Consider the following 17,120-nt stretch of genomic DNA (forward strand, 5'->3'; position numbering starts at 1 on the left):
CAAAGTGTCCAGAAACAACGGCAGAAGTGCCGTTATTGAGGCGCCGACGGCCGAAATGCCGTTATTGAAGCGCCGACGGCCAAAGTGTCCAGAAATAACGGCAGAAATACCGTTATTGAAGCGCCGACGGCCAAAGTGTCCAGAAATAACGGCAGAAATACCGTTATTGAAGCGCCGACGGCCGAAGTGTCCAGAAATAACGGCAGAAGTGCCGTTATTGAAGCGCCGACGGCCAAAGTGTCCAGAAATAACGGCAGAAATACCGTTATTGAAGCGCCGACGGCCGAAGTGTCCAGAAATAACGGCAAAAGTGCCGTTATTGAGGCGCTGACGGCCAAAGTGTCCAGAAATAACGGCAGAAGTGCCGTTATTGAGGCGCCGACGGCCGAAGTGTCCAGAAATAACGGCAGAAGTGCCGTTATTGAAGCGCCATGAGTTGTCTGACTGTGCACATAACGGTTAGTCCAGCTTTTTCATCTTGGACGGGTTGTTGATTTTGTACCTGACCGGATGCTGAGTGAGCTTCTTGGCGACTATCTTTGCTTCAAAGGAAACTTTATCGCCGACAGCCAGCTCCAGCTTTTTCAGCGTTGCGCTGTGGCTGGACCAGACTTCCTCAATCGCAAGGTCATGTCCCTCAATGGTCACTCCTTCATAAATGATAACCTCGTCATCGTTGTCCGAGAAATGATTGGGGACGGTCGTGAACTCTTTTACAATCGCCGTCATCTGCAGCTTGTCTTCGGGCAGCACGAGGGCGGGCTTCTTCTTGGATTTGACCGGCTTTTTTGGAGCTTCCGGTGGTTCTACGGTCCCGGCAGCTTCAGCGGCGGAGCTTATGGACGCTGATTCTTCGCCCAAGGCATCCCCGCTTCTCTCCGGAACAGCTGCCGCATTTTCACTATCTTCCGCGACGTCAGCTTCTGCCATCATGCCAGCTCTTTCCGCTATCCCGGCTTCTTCCGCCACCCCGGCTTCCGGAGCCTCATCCGCCTTTGCAGCTTCCGAAACAGCACCTGCTCTGGAGCCGAAGCCGGCGGTCTGCATTTCTTTTAGATAGGCGGGATGAATACAGTGCTGCTGCTTGTTCTCGAACTGGATCACAACCGTCTGAGGGTCCACGTAACCCACAATTCCACAAGGCAGAGTAAGCCCTTGCCGCTTATACAGATAGGTTTTGACCCGGGTTGCTGTACTGGATAAAAGATTCCATTCCTTGCACCGCTCAATCAGCTCATCTTCACTCTCAAATTCCTGTACCAGCACGGGGCTGATCACAAACGAATAGGTCATTCTGCGGTTCACCTTCCAATCTGTTAACTTGATCCGGAATCTACCTGCGCATAGTGCGGGGATAAGAAGCTAAGTGGAAAAAGTAACACTAATCTCAGCAGTTTGGCCCCCAAAACTTCATTAGTGGTAATAAGTGAACCTATTCAGCGCAGATCGGCCTAATATGGTGAATTCGGCCGAAATAGGTGTACAAAATCCCACTAAACTCCACTGCTGAATGGATGATAGCGGATTAGTTATACTAATTCCACTTAGCCTCCGGTGTTCATGCTATGCCCTTGCAGCACCCATCTTCCTGTTCCCGGCAGCGGGCAGGAGCCCGGTCCAGCTTAAAAAAGGCTTCGCGCCCGCGTAATCTTTACGTCCGCTGAGCTTTCCGGTCCGGCCTCATTCAGGCTGTTCCTTGTCCTGCGGTGCCTTCCGCGCGGCTTCCTCCGTGTCCTCCGGCGCATGCGGAAGTCCAAGCTCCTGCTCGCGTTCGGCCTGCTTCCGGTGGGCAATGCGTGAACTCGCGGCGGCGGCGACAGCCCCCACGATATCGTCCAGATAGGTATGGACTTGGCCGGTGGTTTTGTCATTCAGCCGTTCCAGCACACCGGGCTTCAGCTTGTCCACATAGCCGTAGTTGGTGAAGCCGATGCTCCCGTACACATTCACAATCGAGAAGGCCAGAATCTCATCGACGCCATACAAGCCCTCATCGTTTTCGATCATATCCTGCAGAGGGGAGAACAGCTTGCCCTCTTCCGCCAGCACATCCAGCTGAATGCCGGTAAGCACAGCGTTCTGCACCTCGCGTTTGCTCAGCACCATCTCTACGTTATGGATGCACTCTTCCATGGTGAGGTTCGGATAATATTTCTTTTGCAGCAGCAGAACAAGCTCGGCGATCTCCTCCAAGGCTACTCCGCGTTTGTGCAGCCAGAATGTGGTTGCCTCCGCGACCTTTTTGCTGTTGAGACTGTAAGGTATTTTTGCATTAGCATCAGCCATGATGATCAGTCACCTCGTAATTGGAGTCATTAGTTTATACAGCTTAGGAAATTGTACCCTTCCTGCGCTGCAATTGTCCAGAAACCGGTAATTTAGGATAAGCCGTTGTTATTTTTTGGACAGGAGGCTCGTATACATAGCAGTACAACTGATCTCAAGCATTGAAAGGGGTAATCATTTATGAAGCATATGAAACAAATCCGCGGGCTGTCCGCGGTTTGCCTGCTCGCGGTTCCGCTCGCCTTGTCCGGCTGCAGCCTGTTCGGTTCGGAATCGGCATCGGTTGATCCGCCGCCGAGCGAGGTCGAAGCGCAAATGCTGCAGGTCACCGGCGACGGGACGCTGGATACGGGAGTGTTCGGGCCCGCAGCGCTGGATGGAACGGATCTTGCAGCAGGAGTGAGCACAGACACTGCGCCGGCGGCTGCAGCCGGGGAACGGACAACCGTCTTTCTGGAGGATGGCAACGGCCTGCTCGCTCCGGTGTCCCTCAGCCTGCCGGAAGGCGATGCCGCCGCGATGCTGAAGGATTCGCTGACCGCGCTGGTCAGCAAGGGGGAATATGCCTCAGCATTGCCGGAGGGCTTCACGGGAGTGCTGCCTGCCGGAACGGAAGTGAAGAATGTCTCCGTAGACCAAGCGAAGCTGGCAGTAGTGGAGTTCAACTCGAGCTTTAATGATTACGATCCTGCAGATGAACGCAAAATACTTGAAGCGATCACCTGGACGCTGACCGGCCAGGAAGATATCCAGGGGGTACAGCTGTGGGTGGACGGCAAAAAGCTTACGGAAATGCCCCTTCAGGGCACTCCGCTGGACCGCCCGTTAACCCGTACCCTCGGCATCAACCTGCCGAAGAATGGTCCGCTGCTGATGAATTCGAGCGCGGTTACGGTGTATTTTTCCGCTGCTTCGCCTGACGGGACTCATCAGTATTATGTTCCTGTGACCCGCTTTGTACCCGCAGGGCAGGACACATTGGAGGCGGCGCTGAATGAGCTGATTACCGGTCCCGGCTCGGAGAACGGGCTGGAGATGGTGATGACCCAGGACACGGTGCTGGACTCCGTGGAAGCGGGCCAGAACGGGGTGGTTACCGTTTCGCTGACCGACGATATGTTCGAAGACGGCAAGGGAGTGCCTGCGGAAATGCTTGAATCCGTCGTGCTTACCGTTGCTCAGAATACGGATGATGCCCTGGTGCAAATCCGCATGAACGGGCAAAAGACTGTAACAGGCACCAATAATGTAGACTATGGCCAGCCGGTATCGGCGCCGGAATATTTGAACGTGCTGCCGCTGTAGAATCGAAAGCAAGGGCAAAAGATGCTTTTGTGCCTGCTCTTTGGTAGAATAAATCTTGCCAAGAAGAAACGGCTGCCGCTTGTGAAGACGGAATTCTCCCCAACCGGCTGTTATGCCGCAAGCGTTGCCGGCAGCTGTGGCTGAGGGAACAAGAGCAAGCCATAACGCGGGCCCTTCCCGAATCTTATATTTGAATCCAATTTGCGATGCCGTCCTGTTCTATTCGGGGACGGCATCCCTTTCTGCGTAAGAGGTAAGAGGACGGAATGCCGGTGGAGCTTGTTTTCCCTGTAGACATGCATGCCCGCTGGGAGATTGACTGGCAAGGCGGGCTGGCGCAAGGACAAGCGGAATTTACACAAACTTAGAGCAAGAGATGTAGGAGGCAGAAAAGATGAGATCAGACGGGCGCAATGCAGATCAGCTCAGGCCGCTGACGATAACGACCCAAACCAATAAATACGCCGAGGGCTCCGTAATCATTGAGATGGGAGACACCAAGGTTATTTGTACAGCAACCGTGGACGAGAAGGTTCCCCCGTTCCTGAAGGGACAGGGCAAAGGCTGGGTAACCGCTGAGTATTCCATGCTTCCCCGTGCTACGCAGACGCGCAATCAGCGCGAAGCGGCACGCGGCAAGCTGACCGGGCGGACGATGGAAATTCAGCGTCTGATCGGCCGGGCGCTGCGTTCCGTAGTGAACCTGCACGCTCTGGGCGAGCGCAGCATTACGCTGGACTGCGATGTCATTCAAGCGGATGGCGGCACACGGACGGCTTCCATTACGGGCGCTTTTGTGGCCATGGCCTTTGCGGTTAACAAAATTGCGCTGCAGCATAAGCTGGGCGTATTTCCGATCACGGATTATCTGGCCGCGATCAGCGTCGGGGTTGTCGGCGACCGGACGCTGCTTGATCTGAACTATGAAGAGGATTCCAAAGCGAAGGTCGACATGAATGTGGTGATGACCGGCGGCGGGGCTTTTGTCGAGGTGCAGGGCACCGGCGAAGAACGCCCGTTTTCCAGGCAGGAGCTGGACCAGCTGCTGGGTCTGGGCGAGAGGGGAATTTACGAGCTGATTGCCGCGCAAAAGGAAGTGCTGGGCGCGATTGCGCTCAAAATTCCTTCCGGCCAGCCGGGCCAAGAGGTGTAGCATGAAATACGGCAGCGGTATTCTGATTGTGGCGACGAAGAATAAGGGCAAGGTGCGGGAGTTCCAGCATGCTTTTGCACCGCTCGGCCTTACCGTTAAGAGCATGTTCGATTATCCTGACCTGCCCGATGTGGTGGAGGATGGAGCGACTTTTGCCGAAAATGCGCTGAAGAAGTCCCGGGCGGTCGGGGATGCCCTCGGCCTGCCTGTTCTGGCGGATGACTCCGGCCTCTGTGTGGATGCCCTGGATGGAAGACCGGGAGTCTACTCGGCCCGTTATGCGGGAGAAGATGCGGACGACAAGGAGAATAATCTGAAGCTGCTGAACGAGCTGGAGAAGCTTAAGCAGGGCGAGGACACAGGCCAGCCGCTGCTCAGCACAGCCCGTTTCGTCTGCGCTTTATCCCTGTATGATCCTTCTGCCGGACAAGAATGGACCGCTGAGGGAACCGTGGAAGGCTGGATTACCTCCGAGCAGGCGGGTGCAGGCGGCTTCGGCTACGATCCCCTCTTTTACCTGGCGGAGTATGAGAAAACAATGGCCGAGCTTACGCTGGAAGAGAAGCAGGTAATCAGCCACCGGGGCAAGGCGCTGCAGCTGCTGACCGAGAAGCTGGCGGAACAGCAGGACCAGCGGGGCAGGTAGAAGATTAAAATCAGGCGTTTGTTGCAGCGGCCTGGCCATATTTTCAAAAAAGTCTGTCCGTGTAGCTGCGGGCAGACTTTTTTTGCGGTTTTTGCGGTTTACCTTGAACGTGCTTTCCGCCTGCCGAAATAACTGGAAATTAGATGATATTCCCCCCTGACTATGGAAATTTACCCCTAGCGTAATCATGTGCTTTGTATGAGAATAAGAATTGCCTTCATCCTTTCTTTTGACAACAATTCCCTACTCCATGTACACCGCCATCCCTCCCAACCGTTTTGAGGCACAAGCATTGCCGGACAACAGCGCACAAAACGCACTTCTGAAGTACAGGATCATTTCCGCACACCGGACAACATTACTGGCACAAATGATTATTTGCCGTGCGCTTTTTTTGTGTACTTAATCTATCATCCTGTTGTTATGAATCTGCTAGAGACACAGGGTGAAGGTGAATCCGAACCGGGGGGTGACACGAGGATCTTTGCCAGTGAAGCAGGATTACAAGCATGCATAGAACTGAGGAGGTAATTGAAAATGAGGCCGAAATACAGCAGATTTCGTAAAGCCTTTGCGCTTGGCATGGCCGTTGCACTGATCATTGCACTTTTTTCAACGCTTGGAACCAGTGTCAAAACCGCAAATGCGGCTGCGGGCTACAAGCTCGTCGGTTATTATGCTTCGTGGGCTGCCTATGGGCGGGCCTATAATGTAACGGATATCGATCCTGCCCAAATGAATGTGATCAACTACGCCTTTGCCGATATTTGCTGGAACGGGGTTCACGGCAATCCTGACCCGACCGGGCCGAATCCGGCCACCTGGACCTGCCAAAATGAGCAAGGCCAGACCATCAGCGTCCCGAACGGCACGATTGTGCTGGGCGATCCCTGGATCGATGCCCAGAAAAGCTTCGGGGATGACAAATGGGATGACCCGATTAAAGGCAACCTGAAGCAGCTGTGGAAGCTGAAAGAAAAGAACCCGAGCCTTAAGACGGTTATATCCGTCGGGGGCTGGACCTGGTCGAACCGGTTCTCGGATGTTGCCGCCACGGCAGCGACCCGTGAGGTATTCGCCAATTCCGCAGTCGATTTCATCCGCAAATATCAAATGGACGGCGTCGATCTGGACTGGGAATATCCGGTCAGCGGAGGCCTCGCAGGCAACAGCTACCGTGCGGAGGATAAGCAGAATTACGTGCTGCTGCTGCAGAAAATCCGTGAGAAGCTGAATGCCGCCGGTACGGCCGACGGTAAAACCTACCTGCTGACCATCGCTTCAGGCGCAGGTCCCGCATATATTCAGAACAATAACCTTAGCGCAATCGCCGCGGTTGTCGACTGGATCAATATTATGACCTATGACTTCAACGGCAGCTGGAATACGACTACAGGACATAACGCCCCGCTCTACTACGATCCGGCGGCAGCCTCGTCGGGTCTGACCGATCCGGCCAATTACAATATCGACAAGGCCGTTACCAGCTATCTGGAGAATGGAGTCCCGGCGAATAAGCTTGTGCTGGGGATGCCGTTCTATGGACGCGGCTGGGGCGGTGCGCCGAGTACAGGGAACGGACAATATCAGGTCTCAGCCGGTATTTCGAACACAGGCACATGGGAAAAGGGAAGCTATGACTTCTATGATCTCGAAGCCAATTACATCAACAAAAACGGCTATACCCGCTATTGGAACAACACCTCCAAGGTTCCTTATCTCTATAATCCGTCTAACCAAACCTTCATCAGCTATGATGACGTAGAATCCTTCGGCTACAAAACCAGCTATATCAAAACCAAAGGGCTGGCAGGAGCGATGTTCTGGGAGACCAGCGGCGACCGCAACAAAACGCTGCAAAACAAGCTGAACGCCGATTTGGGCAGCGGGGTGGTGCCATCGCCTACTCCGACGGCATCCCCAGCCGCGACAGCAACCCCGAGCCCGACGCCTACAGCTACGGTTACGCCAACGGCAACCCCAACTTCGACTCCGGGGCAGTGTACGGCAGCGGCCTGGAATGCGGCAGCCGTCTATACAATTGGCATGCAGGCTTCGTATGGCGGTGTGCTCTATGAAGCCAAGTGGTGGACACAGGGAGAGCGTCCTGACCTGAGCGGTGCTTCCGGGGTCTGGAAAGTGATCGGGAGCTGCGGCAACACCACGCCGGCGCCAACGGCTACGGTAAGCCCGACCACAACACCGGTGCCGACCGCGACCGTAAGCCCGACCGCCACAGCAACTCCCGGGGTATCCGCCTGGGCTGCCGGAGTGGCTTATAAGGTTGGCGATAAAGTGAGCTACAGCGGCAAAACGTACACCTGCCTCCAGGCCCATACCTCACTTCAGGGCTGGGAGCCGGCGACCACACCGGCCCTATGGCAGCTGAATTAGAACAATAGTTCAGGCATCCCGCTAAAACAACGGCGTTCCCCCCGCAACTCTTCCTTCCGGCTCTGTTTTGACGGTACAGAATTTGCGCATGGAGCGCCGTTTCCGTATTTGGAAGAATGGCATGAACTGAAAATGGAGGAATGTGAGATGAAAGGGAACACAATTTCCAGGCGTAATAATATGCCCCGGATGCTTGCGGCGGTTATGAGTCTGCTGCTGCTGCTGCCCCTGTATACCGGACAGGGAACCGGCAAGGGCCACGCGGCAACCGCCGCAGGAGCTGCGCCTGCTGCTCCCCTGCCCGCTGCGGATCACCCCCGCAAGATCGTGGCTTATTTCCCTGAATGGGGCGATCAGGAGAACAAGGGCTTCTATACCGTAAGCAAAATTCCGTGGAGCAAAATCACACATATCAACTATGCTTTTGCCAAAGTCAACGCCCAGAACAAAATCGATTTCCTGGACCGCACAGCCGCAATTGAAAAGGATTATGCCGGACAGCTTGACGATGTTCCGTTCAAGGGCCACTTCAACCAGCTGATTAAATACAAACGGCTCTATCCGGATGTGCGCACCCTGATTTCTGTAGGCGGCTGGTCAGCCTCGGGCGGCTTTTATAATATGGCGAATTCGGAAGCAGGCCGGGAGACCTTTGCCAACAGCGTGGTGGATTTCCTGCGCACATATCAGTTCAACGGAGTAGACATTGACTGGGAATATCCGTCCGGTACCGCCCTCTCCGGCAATCCGAACGACTCCGCCGTGGCCGAACCGCTGCGTGCAGCCAACTACGACAACTATGTGCTCCTGATGAAGAAGCTGCGTGAAAAGCTCGACCTGGCCGGAGCGCAGGACAACCAGAAATATGATCTGACGATCGCCGCGACCGCATCCTCGTGGATTCTTGGCGGAATGAAGCTGGGTGAAGCAAACGCCTATTTGGATTGGGCCAATCTCATGACCTATGATTTCCACGGTGCGTGGAACGGCTATGTAGGACCGCATTCCGCCCTTTATCCCGATTCCCGCGATACTGAAACGGCTGCGCTGGGCACTCCGGTGCTGAACACGGACTGGGCGGTCCGCTATTATCTCGGCGCACTTCCCCCGGAGAAAATCGTTATCGGCGTTCCCTACTACTCGCGGGGCTGGAAGAATGTCAGCGGCGGGGTCAATAACACCGGTCTTTACGGTTCAGCGGCATCCACGGGCGGGGGAGCCGACGGCACCTACGGCATCTGGAACGATCCCGCTCCGGAGCAGCCCGCCGGGGCCAATCCGATCTGGCATATTCTGAATCTGCTGAAGGACCCTGCCAATCAGCGGTTTTTCGATTCTGTTACCAAGACCCCGTATTTGTACAATGCGGCGGGTAAGGTGTTCCTCACCTATGAGGACAAGGAATCGCTGGGCTACAAGCTTAATTACATCAAGGAAAAAGGCCTCGGCGGAATGATGTTCTGGGAGCTGACCGGAGATTATTCCCAGCAGGCGGACGGCACATACACCTACGGCAGCTCGCTGACCGACTATGCTTACGAGCAGCTGAAGACGGCCGCTCCACCGGGCGGACCCGTTAAGCCAGTGCTGCCAGCGCCCAGAAATTTCACTGTCGCCTTCGGCGGCACCTACGATCATCCGAACTACACCTATTCGCTGAAAATAACCAATAATACCGGCGCCGAAATCCCCGGCGGCTGGCAGCTCGAGTTTGATCTGCCGACGACCACAACGCTGACCTCAGTCTGGGGAGCAGGGGCTGTAGAGCAAATCTCGGCAGCCTGGGATTTCAACCGCTACCGGATTACCGGAACAGCCTCACAATCCATCGCGAATGGTGCGGCACTGGAGCTTCAGGGCATGATGAAGCTGAACTTCACGGGCGGCCCGCAGCGCATTACCTTGAACGGAAGCTCATCACAGGCGGAGTATGATAAGCTGTACGGTGGCGTGGCCCCAACCCCGACACCGTCCGCTGCAGCCACGCCAACGGCGACCCCGACAGCGACGCCAACACCAACACCTACGGCTACCGTACAGCCTTCCGCGACGCCAACGCCGGCACCGACCGCCACTCCCGGGCAATGTACGGCTGCGGCCTGGAGCGCAACAGCCGTATACAATCTCGGCCAGCAGGCTTCGTATGGCGGTGTGCTCTATGAAGCCAAATGGTGGACGCAAGGGGAACGTCCTGATTTGAGCGGGGCTTACGGAGCCTGGAAAGCAATCGGCGCCTGCGGGAACACTTCGCCAGCGCCAACGGGTACCGCGGGTCCGACTGCAACCGCAGGCCCGACAGCTGCACCAACGGCAACCGTTAGCCCAACCGCGGCACCGGTGCCCACAGCAACCGTGACCCCGGGAGTATCCGCATGGGCAGCGGGAGTTGCCTACCAGGCAGGCGTCAAAGTAAGTTACGGCGGCAAGACGTATGTCTGCCTGCAGGCCCATACCTCACTGCCGGGCTGGGAGCCGGCGGCAGCGCCGGCATTGTGGCAGCTTAGCTAAGGCTTTAAAGTGCACGGCAAAAAGCTTGCAGAGAAGGATACGCCTTGACTCTGCAAGCTTTTGTTCAGCCGTAATCTTCAGGCTTCCGTTGCCTAATCCAATCCTGCATGCTTCTTCTCAGCAGCCGCCGCTGTTCTTCAGCCCGGCATATTTCCAGTTCTCCTGAAAAACCTCCTGAACGTGGGCTTTAAGCTGTTCAAGGTCATTGCCGCGAATGAAATCCCAGCCGAGCCAGTTGAACGTTGCGCCCTCCGGCAGACCCGGATCAACCCCGGAATTCAGCATCACAAAATGCTGGGCCGTTGCCTGCTCTGCAAAGCTTTTGCTGGTGATAAACTCAGTTACCGCCTGTACCGCAGAGGGCTTCGATTTCCGGGTAAGCAGGAACAGCGGATTCACAAGCGCCCCGTCCTCCGGCCAGATGATCGACACATGGTCCGAATCCTTGCACTGCTGGGCGAAAATCCATGGGATCACATAGATGCCGGCACCTTCGGTATTGCTCTCCGGCGCTTCCACCGTCTTGACCATTACCCGGCCATGCCAGCCGTCTTTGATATTTGCCGCCAGCCTGATAATGCCGTCGTCGCCAAACTTCTTATACAGCGTGAGCAGCAGCAGCTCGGAAATTTTGTTCGAGGAGCCTACAGCGATAATCTGGTCGGTGTACTCGGGACGCAGCAGGTCGCTCCACGAGGACGGGACGGGAAGTGCCCCCAGCTTGGTCCGGTCGACCATGAGCACATAAGGATACAGGCCATAAATGGTGAAATCCTGCTGCGGGTCCACAAACGGCTGAGCCGCAACGCCGGCCGGCCCCTCAAGCGCCACCGATTGAAAGTGTCCTCCTGCGGCCAGACCCTCCAGAAAGGATCTGCGGAAAAAATTCCCGAATCCAAAGCCGGATACCACTGCCGGGAAGTCGGCAATCGCCTCAGCCTGCCATACGTCCGCGTATTCGCCGCCGTTGCATTTTTCCGGGAGATAGCTGTTCAGGGCCGCTCCGCCTTTTGCATTGTACTCCTGTACCCACTCTCCAAAAGCGCTGCGGAACGTTCCGCGCAGGGCGCACAGGGTATTGCCCAAAAAATCGAGCTCGCCAGCCGGAAAGGCGGCCTCCGTAAATGCCAGCGGCTGCTGCTGTACTGCTTCAACGTCACTCATATTGCTGATCGCTCCTTTTGTGCTTCATGTGATCAAGTTTATGTTTACATATAATTAGTTATATTTGATCATAGAACCATTATCATACTAAAAACAATGGTTTACCCGCTGTTCCAGCCCTCATAATGTGGAAATTTTGTGGATTTTTATGTGTGAGGAGAAAGTGATGCTCATAAGCTTCCATCCGCTGAAATATACTGGCTAAGCATACGTGTGTACGGGTTTTTAAAAACTTATGCAACGTGATGCCGTTTTTTTCGTTATAGTATAGTATATAGCGGAAGGTGGTGGGTTCACCGATGGTGGTCTGGGTGTTTTGGTTAATTGCAGCCGGTGTCCTGTTTGTCGTTGAAATGATGACGCTTACGTTTTATCTCCTTTGGTTAAGCATCGGCGCTCTGGTGGCCGGTCTCGTATCTCTGTTGCTGCCGGATGCGATATTGCTGCAGGTCGTGGCAGGCTCGCTTGTTGCCCTGGGACTGACGGTTTTTTCGAAGCCTCTGGTGGCGAGATTCCGCAGTTCCAAGGGATTTAAGGATACCGGGACGGAGATTGTCGGCAGGCAGGGCTTGGTTGTGGAGCCTATTGAGCCGGGCCGGTACGGTCAGGTTAAGATAGGCGGTGATACCTGGAGCGCAACCTCTATAGAGCCGCTGGGCAAGGATGAAGTCGTCAAAGTGGTTGGAAGAAGCTCGACAATTATTGAAGTAGTTCGATGGGGGGATATGTACTGATGCAGTGGATCATTACAGTAATTATTATTTTTGTGGTTGTCGTATTCGTGGCATTGACTGTCAAAATCGTACCGCAACAACGGGTGGGGGTTGTAGAGCGTCTCGGTAAATTCCACCGGCTGCTCACACCGGGTCTGAACATTCTCATTCCTATTATCGATCAGGTGCGCACTTACCATGATTTGCGGATTCAGCAGGCCAATGTGCCTCCGCAGACGGTGATCACCAAGGATAACGTGCAGGTGCAGATTGATACGATTATTTTCTATCAGGTAGTGGGTCCTGAACAGGCAACTTATGGAATTTCCGATTATGTATACGGGGTGCGCAACATTTCCACAGCGACGATGCGCCAGATTATCGGGAAGCTGGAGCTGGATGAAACCTTGTCCGGCCGGGAAAAGATCTCCTCGGATATCCGCCTCGCGCTGGATGAAGCGACGGAGAAATGGGGCGTGCGGATTGAGCGCGTGGAGGTAATCGATATCAAGCCTCCGCTCGATATTCAGGAAGCGATGGATAAGCAAATGAAAGCGGAGCGCAGCAAACGTGCGATTGTGCTGGAGGCGGAAGCTGCCAAGCAGGATATGATTCTGCGTGCTGAAGGTGACAAGCAGAGCAAAATCCTGAAGGCCGAGGGCGATAAGGAAGCACGCATCCGGCAGGCGGAAGGCTTGCGGCAGGCTCAGGAGCTCGAAGCGCTCGGGCAGGCCAAAGCGATCCAGGCGGTGGCGGAAGCCGAGAAATCGCGTATCCAGCTGATCAGCAGCGCAGGGCTGGATGAGCGTGTGCTGGCCTATCAATCCTTCGACGCACTGACTGAAATCTCCAAAGGCCCGGCGAACAAAGTGTTCCTGCCGACCAGTGCCGTGGAAACGCTGGGCTCTCTCGGTGCCATAGCCGAGGTGTTCAAGGCCAGCAAGGAGAGCAAGTAGACGGAATAATTTACAATTGCGGCACATTCCGTTAATGTAAAAGCAAAACGAAGCTTAGGCTTACGAAGCTGTTTTGCTGCGCAAAGCTCAAGGGTATGCTCAGGGTGCCGGTTTTGCTGCGCAAAGCTTTAAAGGAGAGAATACGGTGACGCAAAAAGAAATTTCGCCGCTGGTGGAAGCGCTGGGGCTTCAGCCCCACGTGGAGGGCGGCTGGTACAAAAGATTGTGGGAAGCTCCCTTTGTCATTCCGCAGGAGACCCTGGGTGGGAGTTACTCCGGGCCAAGAGCATCGGCCTCTTCTATTTATTTTCTGCTGCATGCTGATGAGGCCTCGGAATGGCACACGGTGCTGTCCTCCGAAATCTGGCTGTGGCATTCCGGCAGTCCGATTGTCCTGAGCCTCGGGGGCAGCGGCGACAAGCCGGAGAATGTGACCGAGGTCATTCTCGGCCTCGATGTCGCCGCCGGCCAGCAGCCGCAGGTGGTTATTCCGCCAGGCGTATGGCAGGCCGCCCGGCCGCTCGGCGAGGAGCCGGTGCTGGTCTCCTGCATCGTGTCTCCGGAGTTCCAATTCGATGATTTCAAGCTGATCGAGAAGTAGCTGTACTGAATAGAGTGCTGACTGTGGACACAGTCGCACTCTATTTTTTTGAAAATAATTAGTTTTGAAGGTTAAGAGGAAAAAGTAGAACTAATGGGCGGAATTTTGTCACGCAGCAGAGGTTAGTGGGATTTTGTATACTTAATTCAAGCGGGAATACACACAGAAACCCCTAATCGGCCGGATTAAGTATACTTTTTACCACTACGGACCATTTATACGGCAGATGGGGAGGATTAAGTTTACTTTTAGGCCTTGTACATAAGCTGTGACAAGGCAGGAAACTGGGCAGGCTCCTGAAAATGGCACAATCTATTTGAGCGGTGCAGTTTTTGGGACAAACCGCCTCTTTCGGTTGTGCTTTGGCATCGAAGGCATGAACTGCTATACTGTTTTTGGAAATGGCTGATTACGCTGCCGTTTTTAGGGTTAAAGAAAGTTAGCTCAAGGAGAAGGATGCAACATACATTCTGCAGCTGAAACGGACACTGGCCTGGTGCAGGCTGGCGGGGCAGTGTCCGCTTAATACCACTACGTTTGGAGGAATGATCATGACTGAAGCAAACGGCCCATTCTCTGGAGGACCAACGCTTAATGATGGGTTTACAATGCCATGGCTGGGAATCGGGGTGTGGCAGACCAAGAACGGGGAAGAGGTAATACACGCTGTGAAGACAGCGCTGGAAACCGGTTACCGGAGTATTGACACGGCTGCCGGATACAAGAACGAGGATGGTGTCGGACAAGCTATCCGCGAATCCGGCGTAGCCCGGGATGAGCTGTTCATTACGACGAAGCTCTGGAACCGCGACCAAGGCTACGAATCGACACTGAAGGCTTTTGAAGTCAGCCGCAAGAAACTCGGCCTGGAGGTCCTTGATCTGTACCTGATCCACTGGCCGGTGGCGGGAAAATACCGCGATTCCTGGAAGGCGCTGGTGCATCTGCAGAAGGAGGGGCTTGTCAAATCCATTGGCGTAAGCAATTTTCAGCCGCATCATCTGCAGGATATTATAGACGATACCGGAATAGTGCCCGCCGTGGATCAGGTGGAGTTCCACCCGCTGCTGACCCAGCGCGGGCTGCTGAAGTTTGCGAAGGCGCATGACATTCAGGTGGAAGCGTGGAGTCCGCTGATGCAGGGGAATCTTGATCTGCCGCTGATTAAGGAGCTGGCTGATAAATACGGCAAAACGCCGGCGCAAATTGTGCTGCGTTGGGATCTCCAGCAAGGCGTCATTACGATTCCGAAATCCGTGCATGCCGAGCGTATTGTGGAGAATGCCGGATTCTTCGACTTCACCCTCAGCGATGAGGATGTCAAGGCGATCGAGGAACTGGACCAGAACCACCGCTTTGGCCCGGACCCGGATAATTTCAACTTCTAAGCCGGGAGAATGCGGGTTGGGAAATAGGATATGTCAAAAAGCAGGTCTCCATCAACGGGACCTGCTTTTTGGCTTGAACGGATAGATTGCCTGAAGAAATTTATCCGATTGAAACGTTATACTTGCGCAGCCAGAGATTAACCTGGGACAGATAGGCGAACAGCTGCGGACCGGACATCAGCTGGCCGAACCAGGGCAGATTGCTGGAGGATTCCGGCGATGCGGCGATCTCGCGGATTTTGGACGGATCGATCAATGGCAGGATCGGCGAAGACGGATCATCGAGAATATTCAGCATCTGCGTCCGTACGGTGTTTAGGTACGCAGGGTTGTGTGTTTTGGGATATGGGCTTTTTTTGCGGTAGAGCACATCATCCGGCAGGATGCCCTCCAGCGCTTTGCGGAGTATGCCCTTTTCCCGGTTGCCTACGGTCTTGATTTCCCAGGGAATGTTGAATACGTACTGCACCAGCCGGTGGTCGCAGTAAGGCACGCGCACTTCAAGGCCTACTCCCATGCTCATCCGGTCCTTGCGGTCCAGCAGCGTTGGCATGAAGCGGGTAATATTGAGGTAGGACATCACGCGCATTTGCGCCTGTTTGCCGGTTTCACCGTCAAGCTTGGGTACTTCTGCTACCGCATCGCTGTATCTGTCGCCTAAATATTCCAGCGGACGTATCCATTCACTGACTTCGGGTGACAATAGACTTGCGCGCATCTTGGGGGCTACCGACCAGGGGAAGGTACCGGAGGACAGCATTTCCTCCCGGTGAAACCAGGGATATCCGCCAAAAATCTCATCGGCCGCTTCGCCGGAAATGGCGACGGTCGCCTCTTTTTTAATCTCCCGGCAAAATAAATACAGCGACGAATCCACATCTGTCATCCCCGGCAAATCGCGTGAGTAGAGGGCGTTGTCGAGTGCCGCCACCAGCTCCGGGGTATCAAAAGCGACGTAGTGGTGATTCGTATTCAGCTCGTCGACCATCCGCTTGATCCAGGGACCGTCTGCGCCGGGCTGGAAGGAATGGCTTTTGAAATGCTTGTCGTTGTCTACATAGTCAACGGAATAAGTATCCACCCGGCCTTGCCCGCTGCGGTTGTAATAATCCACAGCGAGTGCAGTCAATGCACTGGAATCAAGTCCGCCGGACAGCAGGGAGCAGACCGGCACGTCGGAGACGAGCTGGCGTTCCAGGGTATCCTGCAGCAGCTCGCGCACTCTGGCGGCGGTTTCCTCTTCATTTTCCGTGTGCTTGCAGCTCTCCAGCTTCCAGTAAGCATAGCTGCGGAGACCCTCGCGGTTATAAATCATGGCATGACCCGGACGAAGCTCGAATATATCTTTGTATACCCCCTGTCCCGGTGTGCGGGCCGGACCGATGATGAAGATTTCCGCCAAGCCTTCCGGTCCGACCTTCGGCTGTACTTTGGGGTGCTGCAGCAGCGCTTTGGGTTCAGAGCCAAAGACAAATACATCGTCTACCCGGCTATAGAACAGAGGCTTGACGCCCAGACGGTCACGTGCCAGAAACAGATGCTCGCGCACGCTGTCCCAGACGGCAAAGGCAAAGATTCCGTTCAGCTTCTCGGTGCAGTCCGGCCCCCACTCCATGTAGGCGTGCAGCAGAACTTCGGTGTCGCACTGGGTCTGGAAGTGATGTCCCCGCTGCTTGAGCTCGCTTTTCAGCTCGCCGGCATTATATAATTCGCCGTTATACACTAGTGCATATACACTCTCGTCATGGCGGGCGATCATCGGCTGTGCGCCGTTCTCGGGATCGATTACGCTTAATCTGCGGTGTCCGAGGGCACACGGTCCTGAAATCCAGGTTCCGGCGGCATCCGGTCCGCGGTTGGATAAGGTCTCAGTCATTTTTACGAGCAGTTGCGAGTGCTGGGTAAGGTCGCCGCGCCACTGGATAAATCCGGTTATTCCGCACATGATGTTTCATCCTCTCTTTTGTGCGTATTGTTGTCCTTTCTTTTTTGCCAAGTAATACAGA

The 17,120-nt window shown here is 54.8% G+C and carries 14 protein-coding genes; 10 read left to right on the forward strand and 4 right to left on the reverse strand.

Features of this window, described 5'->3' with window-relative positions:
• Positions 1-84 precede the first annotated feature (84 nt).
• Positions 85-435, forward strand: a complete 351-nt coding sequence (locus tag HYD27_RS06900) for a hypothetical protein (RefSeq protein ID WP_220101530.1) — start codon at positions 85-87, stop codon at positions 433-435.
• A gap of 24 nt (positions 436-459) precedes the next feature.
• Here the strand turns inward: HYD27_RS06900 and HYD27_RS06905 are convergent, their stop codons facing one another.
• Complete coding sequence (locus tag HYD27_RS06905; RefSeq protein ID WP_219212899.1) at positions 460-1,293, reverse strand: hypothetical protein; 834 nt, start codon at positions 1,291-1,293, stop codon at positions 460-462.
• A 387-nt stretch (positions 1,294-1,680) separates the two neighbouring features.
• Positions 1,681-2,286: a phosphatidylglycerophosphatase A family protein gene (locus HYD27_RS06910; RefSeq protein ID WP_219212902.1), complete on the reverse strand. Its 606-nt coding sequence runs from the start codon at positions 2,284-2,286 to the stop codon at positions 1,681-1,683.
• A gap of 180 nt (positions 2,287-2,466) precedes the next feature.
• Between HYD27_RS06910 and HYD27_RS06915 the strand changes: the two genes are divergently transcribed.
• The 5 genes from HYD27_RS06915 to HYD27_RS06935 all read left to right on the forward strand — a co-directional run bounded on the left by HYD27_RS06915 (position 2,467) and on the right by HYD27_RS06935 (position 10,292).
• Complete coding sequence (locus HYD27_RS06915; protein ID WP_219212904.1) at positions 2,467-3,591, forward strand: GerMN domain-containing protein; 1,125 nt, start codon at positions 2,467-2,469, stop codon at positions 3,589-3,591.
• Between the two features lie 394 nt (positions 3,592-3,985).
• Positions 3,986-4,744 (forward strand): ribonuclease PH, encoded by a 759-nt coding sequence (gene rph, locus HYD27_RS06920; protein ID WP_219212906.1) that lies wholly within the window; start codon positions 3,986-3,988, stop codon positions 4,742-4,744.
• Position 4,745: 1 nt separating this feature from the next.
• Positions 4,746-5,390 (forward strand): XTP/dITP diphosphatase, encoded by a 645-nt coding sequence (locus HYD27_RS06925; protein ID WP_219212908.1) that lies wholly within the window; start codon positions 4,746-4,748, stop codon positions 5,388-5,390.
• 537 nt (positions 5,391-5,927) lie between these two features.
• Positions 5,928-7,784 carry a glycosyl hydrolase family 18 protein gene (locus HYD27_RS06930; protein ID WP_219212910.1) on the forward strand — a complete coding sequence of 619 codons (1,857 nt, stop codon included), beginning with the start codon at positions 5,928-5,930 and terminating at the stop codon, positions 7,782-7,784.
• 147 nt (positions 7,785-7,931) lie between these two features.
• Positions 7,932-10,292 (forward strand): glycosyl hydrolase family 18 protein, encoded by a 2,361-nt coding sequence (locus HYD27_RS06935; RefSeq protein ID WP_219212912.1) that lies wholly within the window; start codon positions 7,932-7,934, stop codon positions 10,290-10,292.
• A gap of 117 nt (positions 10,293-10,409) precedes the next feature.
• Here the strand turns inward: HYD27_RS06935 and HYD27_RS06940 are convergent, their stop codons facing one another.
• Positions 10,410-11,456, reverse strand: a complete 1,047-nt coding sequence (locus HYD27_RS06940; RefSeq protein WP_219212914.1) for an ABC transporter substrate-binding protein — start codon at positions 11,454-11,456, stop codon at positions 10,410-10,412.
• Positions 11,457-11,755: 299 nt separating this feature from the next.
• On the opposite strand from HYD27_RS06940, the gene HYD27_RS06945 reads away from it, so the two are divergent.
• The 4 genes from HYD27_RS06945 to HYD27_RS06960 all read left to right on the forward strand — a co-directional run bounded on the left by HYD27_RS06945 (position 11,756) and on the right by HYD27_RS06960 (position 15,114).
• Complete coding sequence (locus tag HYD27_RS06945; RefSeq protein ID WP_219212916.1) at positions 11,756-12,190, forward strand: NfeD family protein; 435 nt, start codon at positions 11,756-11,758, stop codon at positions 12,188-12,190.
• On the forward strand, positions 12,190-13,125 hold the full coding sequence (locus HYD27_RS06950) for an SPFH domain-containing protein (RefSeq protein ID WP_375373897.1): 936 nt from the start codon (positions 12,190-12,192) through the stop codon (positions 13,123-13,125). The genes HYD27_RS06945 and HYD27_RS06950 overlap by 1 nt, the downstream gene beginning before the upstream one ends.
• Positions 13,126-13,270: 145 nt before the next feature.
• The gene (locus HYD27_RS06955) at positions 13,271-13,726 is read left to right on the forward strand and encodes a cupin domain-containing protein (protein ID WP_219212917.1); all 456 of its coding nucleotides are present in this window, start codon (positions 13,271-13,273) and stop codon (positions 13,724-13,726) included.
• Positions 13,727-14,277: 551 nt separating this feature from the next.
• Entirely contained in the window at positions 14,278-15,114 is an 837-nt protein-coding gene (locus HYD27_RS06960; RefSeq protein ID WP_219212919.1) for an aldo/keto reductase, read from the forward strand.
• Positions 15,115-15,214: 100 nt separating this feature from the next.
• Here the strand turns inward: HYD27_RS06960 and asnB are convergent, their stop codons facing one another.
• Complete coding sequence (gene asnB, locus HYD27_RS06965; protein WP_219212923.1) at positions 15,215-17,059, reverse strand: asparagine synthase (glutamine-hydrolyzing); 1,845 nt, start codon at positions 17,057-17,059, stop codon at positions 15,215-15,217.
• Between the last annotated feature and the right edge of the window lie 61 nt (positions 17,060-17,120).

This window comes from Paenibacillus sp. S150, assembly GCF_019352175.1.
Lineage (GTDB): Bacteria > Bacillota > Bacilli > Paenibacillales > Paenibacillaceae > Paenibacillus_AQ.

Excerpts from the sequence above, each read along its gene's own strand:
- asnB (WP_219212923.1), bottom strand. The coding sequence starts at position 17,059 with ATGTGCGGAATAACCGGATTTATCCAGTGGCGCGGCGACCTTACCCAG.
- HYD27_RS06930 (WP_219212910.1), top strand. The coding sequence starts at position 5,928 with ATGAGGCCGAAATACAGCAGATTTCGTAAAGCCTTTGCGCTTGGCATG.
- HYD27_RS06905 (WP_219212899.1), bottom strand. The coding sequence starts at position 1,293 with ATGACCTATTCGTTTGTGATCAGCCCCGTGCTGGTACAGGAATTTGAG.
- HYD27_RS06925 (WP_219212908.1), top strand. The coding sequence starts at position 4,746 with ATGAAATACGGCAGCGGTATTCTGATTGTGGCGACGAAGAATAAGGGC.
- HYD27_RS06945 (WP_219212916.1), top strand. The coding sequence starts at position 11,756 with ATGGTGGTCTGGGTGTTTTGGTTAATTGCAGCCGGTGTCCTGTTTGTC.
- HYD27_RS06960 (WP_219212919.1), top strand. The coding sequence starts at position 14,278 with ATGACTGAAGCAAACGGCCCATTCTCTGGAGGACCAACGCTTAATGAT.
- HYD27_RS06940 (WP_219212914.1), bottom strand. The coding sequence starts at position 11,456 with ATGAGTGACGTTGAAGCAGTACAGCAGCAGCCGCTGGCATTTACGGAG.
- HYD27_RS06915 (WP_219212904.1), top strand. The coding sequence starts at position 2,467 with ATGAAGCATATGAAACAAATCCGCGGGCTGTCCGCGGTTTGCCTGCTC.
- HYD27_RS06935 (WP_219212912.1), top strand. The coding sequence starts at position 7,932 with ATGAAAGGGAACACAATTTCCAGGCGTAATAATATGCCCCGGATGCTT.
- HYD27_RS06910 (WP_219212902.1), bottom strand. The coding sequence starts at position 2,286 with ATGGCTGATGCTAATGCAAAAATACCTTACAGTCTCAACAGCAAAAAG.
- HYD27_RS06950 (WP_375373897.1), top strand. The coding sequence starts at position 12,190 with ATGCAGTGGATCATTACAGTAATTATTATTTTTGTGGTTGTCGTATTC.
- rph (WP_219212906.1), top strand. The coding sequence starts at position 3,986 with ATGAGATCAGACGGGCGCAATGCAGATCAGCTCAGGCCGCTGACGATA.